This is a genomic window from Leptospira interrogans (genome assembly GCF_900156205.1).
In the GTDB taxonomy this organism is placed as follows: Bacteria; Spirochaetota; Leptospiria; order Leptospirales; family Leptospiraceae; genus Leptospira; species Leptospira interrogans.
The window spans coordinates 1-15,719 of the sequence record NZ_FTNA01000012.1 but is presented as its reverse complement, the minus strand read 5'-3'; the positions used below and the strand labels follow the sequence as shown (position 1 = coordinate 15,719).

The 15,719-nt window shown below is 35.3% G+C and carries 11 protein-coding genes and 1 pseudogene; 6 read left to right on the top strand and 6 right to left on the bottom strand.

Annotated elements, in window-relative coordinates; all coding sequences use genetic code 11:
- Window positions 1-565: 565 nt before the first annotated feature.
- Together BW942_RS11075 and BW942_RS11070 are read right to left on the bottom strand one after the other, a co-directional pair.
- Entirely contained in the window at window positions 566-2,881 is a 2,316-nt protein-coding gene (locus tag BW942_RS11075) for an ATP-binding protein (protein WP_000622214.1), read from the bottom strand.
- A 1-nt stretch (window position 2,882) separates the two neighbouring features.
- On the bottom strand, window positions 2,883-3,968 hold the full coding sequence (locus BW942_RS11070; RefSeq protein WP_000617807.1) for a metallophosphoesterase family protein: 1,086 nt from the start codon (window positions 3,966-3,968) through the stop codon (window positions 2,883-2,885).
- A gap of 575 nt (window positions 3,969-4,543) precedes the next feature.
- Between BW942_RS11070 and ccrA the strand changes: the two genes are divergently transcribed.
- Window positions 4,544-5,791, top strand: a complete 1,248-nt coding sequence (gene ccrA / locus BW942_RS11065; RefSeq protein WP_000078168.1) for a crotonyl-CoA carboxylase/reductase — start codon at window positions 4,544-4,546, stop codon at window positions 5,789-5,791.
- Between the two features lie 135 nt (window positions 5,792-5,926).
- Here ccrA and BW942_RS11060 read toward each other — a convergent pair whose 3' ends face one another.
- The gene (locus BW942_RS11060; RefSeq protein ID WP_000466472.1) at window positions 5,927-6,547 is read right to left on the bottom strand and encodes a CBS domain-containing protein; all 621 of its coding nucleotides are present in this window, start codon (window positions 6,545-6,547) and stop codon (window positions 5,927-5,929) included.
- A 1-nt stretch (window position 6,548) separates the two neighbouring features.
- Window positions 6,549-7,481 (bottom strand): J domain-containing protein, encoded by a 933-nt coding sequence (locus tag BW942_RS11055; protein ID WP_000410044.1) that lies wholly within the window; start codon window positions 7,479-7,481, stop codon window positions 6,549-6,551.
- Between the two features lie 87 nt (window positions 7,482-7,568).
- On the opposite strand from BW942_RS11055, the gene BW942_RS11050 reads away from it, so the two are divergent.
- The 4 genes from BW942_RS11050 (at window position 7,569) to BW942_RS11035 (ending at window position 13,033) form a co-directional block, all read left to right on the top strand.
- Window positions 7,569-9,674, top strand: a complete 2,106-nt coding sequence (locus tag BW942_RS11050) for a carbon starvation CstA family protein (protein ID WP_000937116.1) — start codon at window positions 7,569-7,571, stop codon at window positions 9,672-9,674.
- Window positions 9,671-10,219, top strand: coding sequence for an NUDIX hydrolase (locus tag BW942_RS11045; RefSeq protein ID WP_000872605.1), 549 nt, complete (start codon window positions 9,671-9,673; stop codon window positions 10,217-10,219). Before BW942_RS11050 ends, BW942_RS11045 begins: the two co-directional genes overlap by 4 nt.
- Window positions 10,220-10,526: 307 nt before the next feature.
- The gene (lsa66, locus tag BW942_RS11040) at window positions 10,527-12,296 is read left to right on the top strand and encodes a fibronectin-binding adhesin Lsa66 (protein WP_001243368.1); all 1,770 of its coding nucleotides are present in this window, start codon (window positions 10,527-10,529) and stop codon (window positions 12,294-12,296) included.
- 5 nt (window positions 12,297-12,301) lie between these two features.
- Entirely contained in the window at window positions 12,302-13,033 is a 732-nt protein-coding gene (locus BW942_RS11035) for an NRDE family protein (RefSeq protein ID WP_000337318.1), read from the top strand.
- 274 nt (window positions 13,034-13,307) lie between these two features.
- On the opposite strand, the gene BW942_RS11030 is transcribed toward BW942_RS11035, so the two are convergent.
- Together BW942_RS11030 and BW942_RS11025 are read right to left on the bottom strand one after the other, a co-directional pair.
- Complete coding sequence (locus tag BW942_RS11030) at window positions 13,308-13,661, bottom strand: LIC10260 family lipoprotein (RefSeq protein ID WP_000862499.1); 354 nt, start codon at window positions 13,659-13,661, stop codon at window positions 13,308-13,310.
- Window positions 13,658-13,989 (bottom strand): annotated as a pseudogene (locus BW942_RS11025) (hypothetical protein). Before BW942_RS11025 ends, BW942_RS11030 begins: the two are co-directional and overlap by 4 nt.
- A gap of 346 nt (window positions 13,990-14,335) precedes the next feature.
- Here BW942_RS11025 and BW942_RS11020 point away from each other — a divergent pair.
- Window positions 14,336-15,145 (top strand): adhesin OmpL37 family surface protein, encoded by an 810-nt coding sequence (locus tag BW942_RS11020; protein ID WP_000648677.1) that lies wholly within the window; start codon window positions 14,336-14,338, stop codon window positions 15,143-15,145.
- Window positions 15,146-15,719 lie beyond the last annotated feature (574 nt).

The following is a 15,719-nucleotide window of genomic DNA, read 5'->3' as shown; positions in this document are numbered from 1 at the left end:
TGTAAAAATCTAATTGGACAATGATCTTTTTTGTATTTTATAGTAGTTCCTACAATTTTCAAAGTTTAACTGTAAATCCATGATTTGTGAGAGTTCCCACAGATTAAGTCACATTACAGATTTTTAAACATTCATTTTTTGTGATTTAAGTCGGAGAGTTCTCACATTTATTTTTTATGGAAAAATCAGGTTTTTATAAAACGAATTTTTTACGCGAACTCACGTTATAATAAATTAAAACTAAAGACAAAATATCATATAATGTTTCTTTTATGCAATTTATTAACTTAAGTTAAAAACGAAATTCGGCTTTACCCAAACTTTTTTACACAGAATTCGCATAATTGAAGTGTAAATTATTGGATTGGGTACTCTGTTATAGTCCCAGTAATATTCTTTATTTTAATATATGATTTGAATTTTTATGGGTTTTGAATTATAACTTAATGTAAATTGAATATTAAAAAATAATTTTTGATTAGTTTTCGTTTCTGGAAATATAATAAATTTTTAGATAGGTTTGCCGTGGAACTTTAGGCACTTATTGTATGATTCTGAGCAGCCATTATAAAGAAACCTTTTTTGAATCTTTAAAAAAACGTAAAACCGTATCTGCAATTTCTTCTTGTTTTGTAAAAAAACAGATTTGATATTCCGTTTCTTCTTGGAATTTTTTAAGATAAAAAAAAGCGGATTCAATTCTTCCACGATCTAGATGTACAAAAGGTTCGTCTAAAAGTAGAATTCCTTTTTTAGGAACTGTTTTGCGAGCCAAAAACAATTTAAAAATTAGATAGAAAGTAGCGAGGGTTCCGCCAGAAAGATGATCAATAGAACGAAACGTGCCCGCTTCATCTTGCATTTTAATTGAATCTTTTTTATCGATGGCTTCCAGAATGACAGATCTTTTAGGAAGTAAAAGGTCGATTTCTTTGCCGATTTCGGAGGCGATCAAAACGAATTGTGTAGATTGGTCTTTAGAAATTTCTTCAAAAAGTTCCTGAGCAATTTTAGCAGATTTACGCTTAGATTCTATTTTAGAAAATTCTAATTCTTTTTCAAAAAGTGATAGGATAGTATCTTTAAGATCTTTTTCTTTTTCTGGAAGTAGATCCTGGATTCTAGCATCTTCTACTTGGATAGCAGTATTCAATTTTTTTAATTCGTTGTCTAGGGATTGAAGTTCTTTTTCAAGTTCTCTTTTTTTTGAATCTCTAAATTGTCTTTCTGGATCGTTTGGAAATTCGTTCGGAACGTCTTCCATCGTTGCGATCAAAGTTTTTTGTTTGATTTCTAGATCTTCTAGGCTATGAGAAGAATGTTCAGTGAGAATTTTTTTCAAACCTTCGGAGAAAAATTTGGATTGGGTCTGAAATTCAGCGACTTGTTTATGATAATCTTGGATCGTAGCTGATCTTCTATCATTTAACCAGGAATTCCTTTTGGATTCTAGATTTGAAATTTTTTCGGCTTCTAATTTTAAGTTGGAACGAATCGGGTCCAGTTCTTCGGTCAAAAATCGAATTTCCTTTTCAATTGATTCTACCTGAGCCGTTTTAAGATCAAAGTTTTGAATTTGTTTGGAAAAAAATTGTCTAAGATTTTCTATTTTTTCCATAAGGGGAATGGAATATTCTGGAAATGTTAAATTCCATTGTCCGGAAATTTTAAGAACAAAATTTTTTTCCTTTTCGGAACTATATCTGAAATTGACGGATTCTTTTTTATGAGAGAATAGCCAAAGGCCCAAAATGATTAGGCCTCCAGAAAGGAACACTCCACTTAAAAACATAGTAAGAGATAATTTAGAAAAAAGAAACAAGGCGAAGGAGCCTAACACTCCACAAAAACCAAGTCCGGATAGAATAAGTCCTAAAAGTTGATGTAAAGGATTGGAATGAGTCGTTTTTATTTCTTCGGAAAAGCCATCTTCTTTAAGAATTGTATCTATTTTATCAAACCATTCTTCTGCTTTTTGTTTCAATTTTTGGAGGATGGAAAGTTGGGTTTTATAATCGTTTAATTCTTTTTTTTTGGAATTAATCGTGTTTTCTTTATCTTTAAGTAATAGCTCAAAAGAGGAGGCATTATTCTTTGATTTTTCTATTTCTTTTTGAAAAGAATCAAAACCAGCAGATTCGTCTTTGGAATAAAGAAGATTTTTTCTGATAGATTCCTCGATGGATTTTAATCTTTGAATTTCAGAAATACATTCTAAAATTTGAATTTTCTTTTGAATCTTTAAATCCAGGGCAGAATTTTTTTCGATCTGTGCAAGTTTGTTTTTAATTTCTATTTCTTTGTTTTGATCTTTGAAATGTTTTTCCTCTTTTTCGGAGTTGTTTTTATTTCTGGAATGTAGATTTTCGATTTCTAAAATCAATTTGGATCTTTTGGTTTGGAGATTTACAATTTCCTCTTTAAGATCGTTGAAATGATCCGCGTCCTTGCTGCCTGTTTTTGGAGAATGAATTTTTTTAAAGGAGCTAGAAATACCTTCCAAATTGACTCCGTTGTTTAAAAGTTTACTCCGAAGAAAATCTGGCTTGATCAACTTATCGTTGTTAAATGCAAATTCCAATTCTCCTTCTCTGAGAGAAACACAGTGAACAAATTGAGGAGCGGAATCTTTGGAAAGATCTGGAACCTTTCCCAGAATATTATAACCTTCTAAACAGGTTTCACCATAACGAGAAAGAATACTTTTTTTAGGTTCTTGGCTTGCGGTAAGAAATCTACTTCCGATCGCGAGTCTAAGAGCGTCGAAAATCGTGGTTTTACCGGATTCATTTTTACCTAAAAAAACGGTGGCAGAGTTCGAAAGTTCAAATTCTTTACCTTTAAATTTTCCGAAGTTGAGAAGTTGGATCGCAGAAATCATATCATTTTTTTCCAGAAAATTCTTCGATTTGTTCTAACCCTAAGACTAAAACTTCGTTCCAATCGGGGGAATTTTGGCCGTTCCAATTTGATTTTTTATCCATTAGTTTATCATAAAATACTTTTGCGATTGGGTTGTCGATTAGCGCAGAAGAGGTTTTGAGATCATTTGTTTTGATTTCTAATTTTCTACAAATGAGAGATTTACTGAAATTGTCTAAAGTTTCTGAAACAATATGTTCGTCTTCTACGATTCCAGAAATTTTAATACGAACAAAATCCAATTCGGAAATCAAAGCAGGTATTTTAGAAAGCTCTGGAATCTGGCCTGCGAGATTTGCAGAAAGAGAAAATTCTTTAAATTCACCCGCAGAAGAAATGATTTTTTTTTGAAGGACTGGAGTTCCATTTTTACCGAGGGTAACAATGTTGACGGAACGAGGACCGAATTCGCCAGAAGAAACAATTCTAGGAGAACCAGGATACGCAATCAAAAGAGAGCCGATTTTTTCAGAGCGTTCTGAATGGATATGGCCGAGTGCCAGGTAATCGAACTTGGCGTCTAAAAAGGGTTTTGAATCTAAAATAGAATCCGCGTCTTCGGGAGAAGGCCCCAAGTATTCCACCAATTTTGTATCTGTACCGTGTAAAAGAGCGATACGATAGAGAGTTTTCTTTTCGTTAAATTGAATATTCGAATAATCTAAATTTCTGCGAAACGGAAAACCGAAAAATTCGGCGTCTACGCCGTCTATTTCTTCGAACCAAAGTTTAAAACGATCATTTTTTTGGGGATAAGATATGGGGGAAAGATCTGCAGAAATTGGATAGGAACCTTCTGAAATTCCTAACTCTTCGTGGTTGCCTGGGATAAAGAGAATTTTACCAGAAAAAGAAGTTAGGATTTCTTTTACGTCTTCTTTGAGAGAAGCGATGTCAGAGTTACGATCGAAAAGGTCACCACAAAAAAGAATATGAGTGCATTTTTCAGTTTTTGCCGTGGAAACAATTTCTTTTAAAACGGAAAGAGAATAAACTTTCTCTTTTAGACTTAGATGTAGGTCTGCTGTATGTAAGAATCGGATCATGATTTAGTTTCTGCCTTCGGAGTATATCCGTTCCCCCGGACATAATTTAGAGTCTATAAATATCTTTGAAGATTTTTTTGGGGGCTTGCCGTCCGAAAAACGGACGGCCGCGCTGCTCCGGGCTCGCGAATTCTCGCTCGGTCTTCGTCTACGACGAAGACTTATACCCTATGCATCGCTAAGCCGGGTGAATTTGACTGAGAAAAAATTTTCTAAAAGTATGAGTTCCTACAATTTTAGAATTTGTTCGTAAAATCGTGATTTGTAAGAGTTCCTACATTTTAGGAATCGAAACACAACTTTTTTAGAAACGAGGAAATTTAATATAAAACTGTTTCGCTCATTTTATTGTAAGGTTTTTAAACGTGTGGGAACTCTTGCAAATTTAGAAATTATAATGTTTAACGATTCAAATTCAATCTAGGAACTACCCAAATTTCAAAATGAAATTTTTAAAGATTCAAAATTGAACGTGTTGAAATAGGAATCAAACTTTATCAAAAACCGATCTCAATTCATCACGAATTTCTTGAAATTGGTGTAGATCAAATACCAAAGTTCAGAAATCTGTGCACATGAGCCAAATTGAATCCGTTCCAATCGGAACCCTCCCACCCCTGGGACAGGTTCCTAAAAAAATGTATGCACAGGTCGTTCGTCCCGAGCGTTACGGCGATCCGATCACAGCAATTCAGGAAGAACTCATCGATGTTCCAGAAATAGCTCCGGACGAGGTTCTCGTCGCGGTAATGGCAGCCGGTGTAAATTATAACAACGTTTGGGCCGCACTCGGATTTCCCGTAGATGTAATCGGCGCCAGAAACAAAAAAGGTGAACCCGAGAAGTTTCACATCGGCGGGTCCGACGCATCTGGGATCGTTTATAAAGTCGGCGCGGATGTTAAGAACGTAAAAGTCGGAGACGAAGTCGTTCTTCACTGTGGAATCTGGGATAAGAACGATCCTTGGGTCAAAGCGGGAAAAGATCCGATGTTTGCCCCTTCTCAGCTGATCTGGGCTTATGAAACCAACTGGGGATCCTTTGCACAATTCTGCAAGGTTCAAGATCATCAGTGTCTTCCAAAACCGAAACATCTCACTTGGGAAGAATCCGCCGCTTACATGTTAGTGGGCGCTACCGCTTATAGAATGCTTCACCATTGGAAACCAAACGATGTACAAAAAGACGACGTGGTTCTAATTTGGGGAGGCGCAGGCGGACTGGGTGCAATGGCGATTCAGATCGTAAAAGCTGCCGGTGGAATTCCCATCGCCGTCGTTTCCGAAGACGATAAAATCGACTTCTGTAAAAAACTCGGTGCCGCAGGCGTAATCAATCGTAAGAAATTCAACCACTGGGGAGCTTTGACTTCCGAGATCAATAAGACCGAAAAATTCATAGAATGGACAAAGGCCGCTCGTGAATTTGGAAAGGCTATCTGGGACATCGCGGGTAAAGGAAATAATCCTAGGATCGTGTTCGAACATCCGGGTGAAACCACAATTCCTACTTCTATGTTCGTTTGTGAAACGGGCGGAATGGTAGTGATCTGCGCGGGAACCACAGGATACAACGCAACCGTGGATTTGCGTTATCTTTGGATGAGACAAAAACGTCTGCAAGGTTCTCACTTTGCGAACGACGAAAACTCAAAAGGTCTGAACGATTTAGTCATCGATAAAAAAGTCGATCCTTGTCTTTCTAAAACCTTCGCTTGGAACGAGACGGCGCATTCTCATCAATTGATGAAGGAAAACAAACACCCGGCGGGAAACATGTCTATCCTGGTCGGAGCTGAAAAAACAGGATTAGGAAAGAAATAATTTCTTTTTCTAATTCGGTTTCAAACCCCGAAGGCGGTTTTGCTTTCGGGGTTTTTTATTTTTAAAGGGACCCTTGGATACTTTAACTTTATTACGTAGTTTGAGATAATATACCGAAATGAAAAAATTAGATCTTTAGGCTAGGAATTCAATTTGACTCATTTTTAAAATAGCTCGTAAAATATCGCTTCTTGTAATGATTCCGATTACTTCAATTTTATCATTTATAATTGGAAGACATCCGATTCTTTCTTCAAAAAGAACTTTTGAAATTTCCAGGATTCTCGCATGAATTTGTACAGAAAGAATTTTAGTTTTCATAATCTCTCCAATCGTTTGTGTCGTATCTGGATTATGCTCTAATCTCCAACGCATCCAATCTCGATCGGATAAAATACCACATAACGTGTTTTTTTGATTGAGAACAGGAACGTGACGAAAACGTTTTTGAACGAAAATTTCTTCTGCTCTTTTTATTGGATTGTCTTCTAAAAAACTAACTACTGGAGAAGTCATTAGATCTTTTGCCATCAAAGTAGATAGGGATTCAATTGAATTCAATCCGGATTTTCTCAAAGAAGAATTAGATTTATATTCGGAATGGATTCCTTTCTCGAGTTTATATTCTAAATTATCTCCCGTTTCTAATTTTTTGGTCGAAGTGTTGGGAGAAATTGAATGTAAGGGATGAATGATTTCGGATTGAACAGTAGGAATGTAGGTTTCTGAAACTCCTTTTGTAATCCAGAAAAACAAATTAACTCATCCTCAAAATCAAATAGTTATACGAAGCGATAATTTTCTGAGTCATTTCTAGTCCGTCTTTATTAACGTCCGGATGATATTTTTTAATTAATTCTTTGAATCGTTTTTTCAATTCTTCTAATGTACAAGGAGCGTCAAATCCGAGTACATCTAAATGTCTTTGTGTTTCTGGGTCCATCTCCTGAAAAACCGAAACCGATTTTTTCTTTTTTGGTTTTTTGCGAAATGTACCAAACAAATCGTAATAAGCCCTGTCTCTGTATTCTTTCGTGATTTCTCTGAGATGAAAAACTTTTGTGTTGAGAATAGAAAAAATATGATTTTTTAAAAAAACGTCCGCACCATAATCGTTTTGAATGGATTTCAGTTCTATAAAATCGGAAATTCCATTTTCTACAATTCTTTCAAAATTAAATTTATCATCAAAGTAAGAATCGAAAGCGTCGTCAAAATCTAAAGTTGCAGAAGATAAAAGTAAAAGAAGCTCCCGATCGAGTTCGTGCCTTGCTAATCGGGTTTGAATATTTTCCTTCAGGCTAATTTGAAGTTCTGCTAAATAGTTATCGTCAAAGTATATTCCATTTTTTGCAAATTCTTCTGAGATTCCTTCAATTTTCAGAATTTTAGAGAGAAGTTGAATCAGAGAATCCGCATGTGTTTCGTTAAAACCAGCAGCAGCTCTGGAAGAAAAATGCACTTCGTTTCTTAGATTATAAAAAATTCTATAATAGTCTTCTTTACGAATATTTAAAGCGGAAATGATTTTTTCTACTGGAATATACCATTCGCAATTGGTACATCCAGATTGAATTTCGAAAATAATATCCTCCAAAGCGGAACGGATTTGATCAAAACTTTGAGTCTGCATGTTCTCTACTTCCAGATTTTCTACCCATACCAATCCGCTCATCAATTCTTTTTCCATTTAGACTTATAAATCGAAAACGTAAATCTTCCTAAAGATAGAAAAAAGATTTGCTTGTAACGTTTCCTAAACTCATCCATTCTTATTATGCTTCCTTTAATTGCAGTCCTTGTATGTTTTCTAGTTTATTTTCTCGGATATAAATTTTACTCGGGTTATATTTCTAAATCTATCTTTGATTTAAAAAACGGTCTAAACGATACTCCCGCTCATAAACTAAACGACGGGGTAGATTATCTTCCTACAAAACCAGTCGTATTATTTGGCCATCATTATGCGTCCATTGCCGGATTGGCTCCAGTGCTTGGACCTGCGGTAGCAGTAATTTGGGGTTGGCTTCCTGCAATGCTTTGGGTTGTATTTGGAAGTATTTTTGTGGGTTGTGTGCATGATTTTGGAGCGCTTGTAGTTTCGGTTCGCAATCAAGGAAAAAGTATCGGTCAAGTGGCGGAAGATCTTTTAGGTCACCGAGCTAGAAGTTTGTTTCACGCGATCATTTTCTTTTTAGTTTCATTGGCAATGGGAGTTTTTGTTCTTGTACTTGCGGAAATGTTTTCCGCGGATCCAAAGGTGGAACTATTTCCTTCTCTAAACACGGCTGATAAAATAATTCCTTCTATAAAAAATTCTAGAGATCAGAATGTTTTAAAACAACCAAGTTCTTTAATCTTAAAAGAAGAAGAAAAACAACGTGCTTCTGTAAACTCAGCGTCTCATACGGTCACGAAAGAAAAAAAATCTAGTTCCGTGACGACTTCGAAACATAAATCAATTTCGGATAACGTATATTCTAATTCTATTGATTTAAAGAAGAAATCTACTTTAACAAACTCCACCCAAGCACAAAATTCTACGATTACAAATTCTGAAACCGCAAACGAAAAAGTTCACGATCACCCTGGAGAAATCAGAACGGAAGAAAAACCATCCATCCGGTTGAGAAGTCATTTTCCGGAAGCGGTCATTCCATCTGCGGTGATTATGATTCTTGCAGTAATTATGGGATATTTACATTACAAAAAAGGAATGAATTTAACTCCTCTTACTGTGTTTAGCGTATTTGGAACGTTAGGTTCCATGATCTTAGGAATGCAAGATTCAGTTCTTTCTTGGACCGGACTCAATCATGTAGAAACTTCTCCTTCTACCGGAACTTGGAAATACATACTTTTATTTTATGCGTTTTTAGCTTCGGTAACTCCGGTCTGGTTGTTACTACAAAGTAGGGACTATATTAATTCTTTCTTATTGTATTTAGGAATTGTATTGATTTATCTAGGATTTTTTACGGGGGGAATTTTACAAAACTTTCATTCTTTTAACGCGGAAGTAATACGAACTACAACGATCGGACTCGATTTGATTCCATTCGTATTTATTACGATTGCTTGTGGAGCGGTTTCTGGATTTCACGCGTTAGTCAGTTCGGGAACTACTGCTAAACAATTGGATAAAGAAACAGACGCAAGACCAATCGGTTATGGAGGAATGATCGGAGAATCATTGCTTGGTTTGTCTGCTGTGATTGCGTGTACGATAGGATTTACTTCTTCGGAAGAATGGTCTGGCTTTTATCGTTCTTGGTCTGGTATACAAGGTTTGGCTCCACAAGTAGGGGCTTACATTTATGGAACCGGAAGATTTTTACTGCAAATAGGAATTCCAGAAACTTTCGGACAAGGATTTATTGCACTCATCGTAATCAGCTTTGCATTGACTTCTTTGGATTCAGCTACAAGACTTCTTAGATACAACATCGAAGAGATTGCAGAATCAACTCGTATTTCTTGGATTCAAACTTTTGTAGGAAACAGATATGTTTCCAGTCTAATCGCTTGTATTGCGATAGGATTCTTTGCGTTTTTAGAAATTGAACAAGATGGAAAAAAGAAACCTGCAGGACTTGCGCTCTGGAAACTTTTTGGAACAACGAACCAGCTACTAGCCGGGCTTGCACTTTTGGTAGTAACTATTTTCCTTTTAAAGTTGAAGAAAAAAATCAAAGTTTCTTTTATACCGATGTTATTCGTATTATCAGTGACTCTTTGGGCTATGATCAAAAACTTTTTAGATTTTTTAACCGGACCTTCTCCCAATTTGCTTCTTGCTACGGTAGGAGGGACTTTGATCTTCTTGACACTTTGGTTATTGTTGGAAGCGGTATTAACTTGGAATCGCATTAGAAAAGTATGAAATACTGTAGTTCTTGCGGATCATCCGTCACGTATAAAATACCCGAAGGAGATAATCGGTCCAGACACGTATGTGATCAATGTGGAACGATTCATTATCAAAATCCGAAGATAATAGTCGGGAGTATACCGATTTGGGAAAATCGAATTCTACTTTGTAGACGAGCTATCGAACCCAGAAAAGGATTTTGGACTTTACCCGCGGGATTTTTGGAAAACAGAGAAACGGTAGAAGAAGGTGCAATTCGGGAAACTAAAGAAGAAGCAAATGCAGAAATCAATATTCTCGGACTGCAGAGTGTCTATAGCATTCCGCACATTAGTCAGATTTATATGTTTTTTTTAGCGAATTTAGTAAATGGAAAATTCTCAGTAAGTTCCGAGTCTGAAGAGATAAAACTTTTTTCTATAGAGGAAATTCCTTGGGAGGAATTAGCGTTTACTTCGGTATCTTTTGCACTTAGGAAATACGTGGATTCTTCCGTTAAAAATTCGCTTCACTTAGGGAATACTAGAGATCGTAAAAATCTTCCGAAAGAATCTTAAAGAATTCCAAAAACCTTTCTAAAATAACGTGAGTTCAGCGGTTGAAAAATCTGGCGAATCCGGCTTTGCCGGACCGGGCTCTCAGCTTTGGTCAAGTTATTGGTATTTTAGAAAAATATGATCTAGTTTTATAATTTCCAATAACTTGACCTCGCATCGATCCCTTTCGCGTTGAGTAATACCGAACTCATGTTAAAAAAATGTTGAAAGTAAGTATTGAGAAGTGTATGCGCAGATTTTATAAGATTCCAGTTACTTCATTTTAAAAAGAAATAGGAAAAAAAACGTACTCAATTAGAGTGTACTCATGCGGAACGAAATTCGTTTGATTGTGACGTCTTTTTTTCTTTTTAATTTCTCACTTTACTCAAATACTTTTTTAAAGACGAATACAGAAGCCTTCTCACCCAATTGGGATGGAAAAAATGACGTGCTCGAGTTTAGAATTTCTAAATCGGCGCTTCCTCGTCTTTCTGATTGGGAACTCGTAATCAAAAATTCTGGAGATGATATAGTAAAAATTTTCAAAGCAGATCATAGAAGAAAAAGAGGATTTTCTTTTTTTGGACTGTTACAAGATGATACACAACTGTCTCCGCTTGAAATTACAATTCCAGAATCGATTCTATGGTTTGGAGAAGACTCTAAAGGATTTTTACTCCCGGATGGTGAATACAAATATAGACTTAGATTGGTTACTGAAAATAATGAGAATTTATTATCCGAAGAAAAAACAATTCTTTTAGATTCTCATTCGCCTAGTTCTGAAATTGGCGTCAAGACAAGAGTTCTTTTTTTAAACGGAGATCGAAATTCCTCTCGTATCAATATTTCTCAAAAAGTTTTCGGAGAATCTTCTGACTATTTTACGGGAGAATTTTTAGATTCGGAAGGAAAGGTCGTAAAGTCTTATACGTGGAAGCTTAAGGATGTGCCTTCCGTTTTGATTTGGGATGGAACAGATTTTTCTAATAAACAATTATCTAATGGAATTTATACGTATCGATTGATCGGAAGCGACAAAGTAAAAAACGAATCTATTTCCGTAATTTCTGATCTTACGATCCGTAACGAAATGATCGGCGTAGATATGTTCTCCGATTCTAAAATTTATTCTTATCAGCCGGGAAGTTTAAAAAATTCGGCCAGGTTTACATTTTATGTTTCCCCTAAACTTAAATCGGATTCTTACGAAATTGAAGTTTTTCAAAAGAAAGGGAACGAAGAAAAAACCGTCTATCGTTTGCGCGAAACCGGAGAACCCGGAACGGAATGGAAATGGGATTTAAAGAATCAAACCGGTGATTTTGTTTCGGCTGGGACTTATTTTTGTCGATTAACGGTTCATAGTCGATATGAACGTTATCAATCTATACCTTCTTCATTTGAAATTTCTAAAGAATCTTTCAATTTAGATTTATCCCTTTCGACAAAAGAATTTTCTCCAGACAACGATGGAAAAAATGATCTTTTAAGAATATATCTTTCACATCAGGGAATTCCTCTACAATCTTGGGAAATAACGTTATACGAAATACCTCCTTATACTTCTCTCAAACGTAAGATCAAAACTTGGAATGGCGAAGGGCAACCTGGCTCCGAAATTTTTTGGGAAGGTTTGGATGAATCAGGAGTTCGAATTGGTTCCTTGAGTGAATTTTATTTTGAATGGAAATATACGGATGTATTAGGAAGAGAATCGAATGGAAAAGGGGCAGAATTCAAAACGACAATTCTGGTGTTAGAAGAAGATCATTCCTTACGAATTTCGATTCCTGAATCTCAAGTAGAAGCGAGATGGTGGAGTTTACCTGGAAAAATCCGTTCGTTGTTAAACGAATTCCCGGGATATAAAATCGAATTACAATCTCATTCTTCACATCAAGGAGACGAGGAAGTCAATCAAGTAGGAACCGAAGAAAGAGCCAGAGAAGCACTTGAATATTTTTTTTCCAAGACGGTACCATTCGGAAGAATTCATTTTCGGGGTTATGGAGAAACTTTACCTTTAATTCCAGGTTCCGGGAAATACGAAGCGGATAAAAATCAGAGAATCGATTTTTATCTTTCACTTTAAAAAATATGTGTACCGCTCTCATCTATAGAAATCCAGATCTTGAAATTTTTGGTATAGGATTTAATAGAGACGAGTCTGTAAAAAGAAAACCTTCCCTGGCCCCAAAGAAGTTGGAGAATGGTTCTATTTTTGCGATTGCCCCTTTAGATGGAGATTATGGAGGTACTTGGATTGGAATTAACTCTTCGAGGGAAATTTTTTGTCTTTTGAATTTTTATGAAGCGACTCTTAAACTTTTAAGAAATCCTACAAGTAGGGGTTTACTCGTAAGATCTTGTTTGTTAGGCGAAGTTAAACCGGAAAGTTTAAAATCCGAAGATTTAAATCATTATTATCCGTTTAAACTTCTAAGAATTACTTTGGATAAAACGGAAACTTTTGTATGGGATGGAAAGGAACTCATAACGGATTTTTATACAGAAAGCTTTCAAATATTAGGAAGTTCTTTTACACAAGGACTGAAAGCCCAAATTTCTAGAGAAGCGGTCTTTCGTGAATATTATCTACCTAAAACACTTCCGAATATGGATGAATTTTTGAAATTATCTAAAGATTTTCTTACTTCTCATTTGCCTGAAAAAGGAGCGTTGTCATCTTGTATGCATAGAAGAGAAGCTCATACAGTTTCTAAAACAGAAATTGTATTACAGAAAAACAAATGTATGATTACATATCAAGAAGGGCAACCATGCGAAGCCACGGACGCAAAAGTTTTTAAAACTGATTTTACAAAATAAGAATAAGTAAAATAGAATATTCGATTTTACAAAAAGAAGTTTCTGTAAAGAACTTGCACTAAAATTGTCTTTGAATCTTTAACAAATAGCATATTATGAGTTTTGATATTTTTGTGAAACTCAGCCTCTTGTTTTATTGGCGTTCGACAGATTTTGGGAACAAGTTCAAAATGAATTGGCGATCATCAAACAGAGACTTTATGTAGAAATTGATCTTTAAAATTGTTATTTTTGGATTTTATAGAGTGTTCTAAGTTTCTAAAGTTTTATTTGATTAAGGAGATGATTGAACCGGATTACTTTCTACAATAATAGAGTATCTAGTAAAACAAACCACCGGCATCAAAGGAAGTAAACAAAATCCGGGTCGCATAACGACGTCGACGTTTCTGAGTGTTGTGCTTCCGCTTTGCATTTCGGCTTCTTTTAAATATGGATGTACACCTACCGGAGGAATATAAACGATTCCGAATCGGAATTTCCCAAACTCTACAGATCTATTTTCGTTGGAAAGAATTCCATCTTTGGGTTTATCTACGGAAACATAAGAGATTCGTTTTACATTTTGGGAACAACTGATAAGAATCATTAAAATTAAGGTTAAAGTAGTGATTCGAAATACTTTCATTTTTTATTTTCCTTTTGAATTTCGGAACTATCAAGCGCAAATCCTTTGACCGCAATACAGTTAAAAGGTGCTAACATACTGGCGGAGTGGGTAACTTCTGCGTCTAAAATCGTATCATATCTCGAGTTTAATAGTGCGTTTTCTAGAGCTTTCGAAAGACTGAATCGAAAACCACAGTCTTCTCCTTGTTTGATTTCACCTTTTATTTTTTCTACTTCAGGAAGTTTTTCCCCTTCCAGTCTCCATAAGATAAAAGATAAATTTTCTGTGAGGCGGAACAATATAACGCCAAAACTGCAGTTATTCCTAAAATAGATAATTTTTTCACAAAAGAACACTCTCTATGATTGTTTTTATTTGGATTCTACCAAATCTTATTTTTGAATCTAAAAATAAGGTAGATTTTTGCAAACGGATTCCTTTTTAAATGAGAATTTAAGGAATTATATTCTGTTTTTTGAATTCAGTTTTTTAAAGGATATAAAATCAAAACATAAATTTAATTTTATTCTAATTATAATTCCAAGAACTTTCTCGAGGCTTAAATAACTATCGTCTCAAAGCCTTCTGTTCAATTTGTAAGATGACTTACAGACATAATTTTTCAAAAAGTTAATTTCTTATTATTCCTGACTCGATTGAATTACTTATCTTCGTTTCCCGAAAATAAATATATGAAAGCGGTTTTTGGAATTACGATTTACGTCGTTTTATCGGGTCCATTTTCCGTTTTTGCGGATTATGCGAGTAATGGAGCTACACATCTTGTTCGAGTGGAAAGAGGAATTAAAACAAATGAGTTTTTGATCCAAGCTTTGAATAGTACTATTTCCAATTTAGGTTCGGAAGCGAACAAAGCTCTTTATAAAAGAATTATTCAACATCACGTTGAAACCAATCAATTATACTTTCAATTCGATTTGGAAAAATCTTATTCTGAGTTAAAACGTACTCAAGATTTACTTGTAATTCTTTATTCCGATGTAATCGAATCGAGTAGAAAAACTATCCGAGGTGAATTAGATTCTCTCGGACAAAAAGCGATCCGAGAGACCGAAACCAAACCAAAAAAACATCTCGAAATGGCGTATAGAGAATTGAGTGCAGCGGAACAAAAAAAAATTATTTCGGATAATACGAGACCATATTTACAGCCAATCAAATTGGAACTACTTTACGAATCCTTAAAGTTACTTAAACAATCTCGAAAGTATGTAGTTCTTCTTTCCATGAAGTATCTTTCTGATTTCCCGCCTGATCCGGAAACCGAAGACTTTACTGGAATTCTAAACGAAATCAATCGAGCTATGTTTTCTCGTAAGGACGAATTCGCTAAAATCCATTTTGACAATCACTTTCATACCTATTCTGGTGAAAATTTATACGATAGTTATTGGCAAGCCCCCGCTTTAGAAGAATTAGAAAAACCTTTAGGCGAAATAGATTCTGCTTATTCTAGAGCTAGACGAAATGCAAAACGTTGATTGGATTTAGAGTTGGTTCCAATGATTTCTATAAAACTGAATATCCTTAATTTTTACCATACACTGCTTTACTCATCTTTTTCAAATTGAGTATCTTAAAGTGCCATTTTTATCTAAGAGCCGGTCTCAAAACCTCATAACGTGGGAACTACTACGAAAATTTAACGAAATTAGAACTGCTTGAAAGTTCGTAAATTGCCAATGCGGCCTAATTGTAGGAACTACTGCATTTTATTAAAAATTTCTAAAAAATTATCTCATAAAAAAATTCTTTGAGGTTTGGGGACAATCTCTTAGTTCGGCATAACCAATAGAAAGCGATTGAAGTGTAGGCGAACGCAGAGCTCTCTTGCAAACTTCACTATCTCGCTTTTTGAACTCAAATCTCGTTTCCGACCATAACCAACCCCACAAGTATTTGATCTCAATATAGATCTGTCGGAATTACGACAAATCCTCTGTAAAACTTAGTTCCCACCTCACAACGCGATTCATAGATTAGTATGATTCTTGGACGTAAGACAAGTCGAAGTGTGATACTCTTGAATCGACGGAGTCAAGAAGGCCGGTGGCA

Bases quoted from the DNA above. Each gene is read 5' to 3' on its own strand.
- BW942_RS11050 (WP_000937116.1), top strand. From the start codon at position 7,569: ATGCTTCCTTTAATTGCAGTCCTTGTATGTTTTCTAGTTTATTTTCTC.
- BW942_RS11020 (WP_000648677.1), top strand. From the start codon at position 14,336: ATGAAAGCGGTTTTTGGAATTACGATTTACGTCGTTTTATCGGGTCCA.
- BW942_RS11045 (WP_000872605.1), top strand. From the start codon at position 9,671: ATGAAATACTGTAGTTCTTGCGGATCATCCGTCACGTATAAAATACCC.
- BW942_RS11030 (WP_000862499.1), bottom strand. From the start codon at position 13,661: ATGAAAGTATTTCGAATCACTACTTTAACCTTAATTTTAATGATTCTT.
- BW942_RS11070 (WP_000617807.1), bottom strand. From the start codon at position 3,968: ATGATCCGATTCTTACATACAGCAGACCTACATCTAAGTCTAAAAGAG.
- BW942_RS11055 (WP_000410044.1), bottom strand. From the start codon at position 7,481: ATGGAAAAAGAATTGATGAGCGGATTGGTATGGGTAGAAAATCTGGAA.
- BW942_RS11035 (WP_000337318.1), top strand. From the start codon at position 12,302: ATGTGTACCGCTCTCATCTATAGAAATCCAGATCTTGAAATTTTTGGT.
- lsa66 (WP_001243368.1), top strand. From the start codon at position 10,527: ATGCGGAACGAAATTCGTTTGATTGTGACGTCTTTTTTTCTTTTTAAT.
- ccrA (WP_000078168.1), top strand. From the start codon at position 4,544: ATGAGCCAAATTGAATCCGTTCCAATCGGAACCCTCCCACCCCTGGGA.
- BW942_RS11075 (WP_000622214.1), bottom strand. From the start codon at position 2,881: ATGATTTCTGCGATCCAACTTCTCAACTTCGGAAAATTTAAAGGTAAA.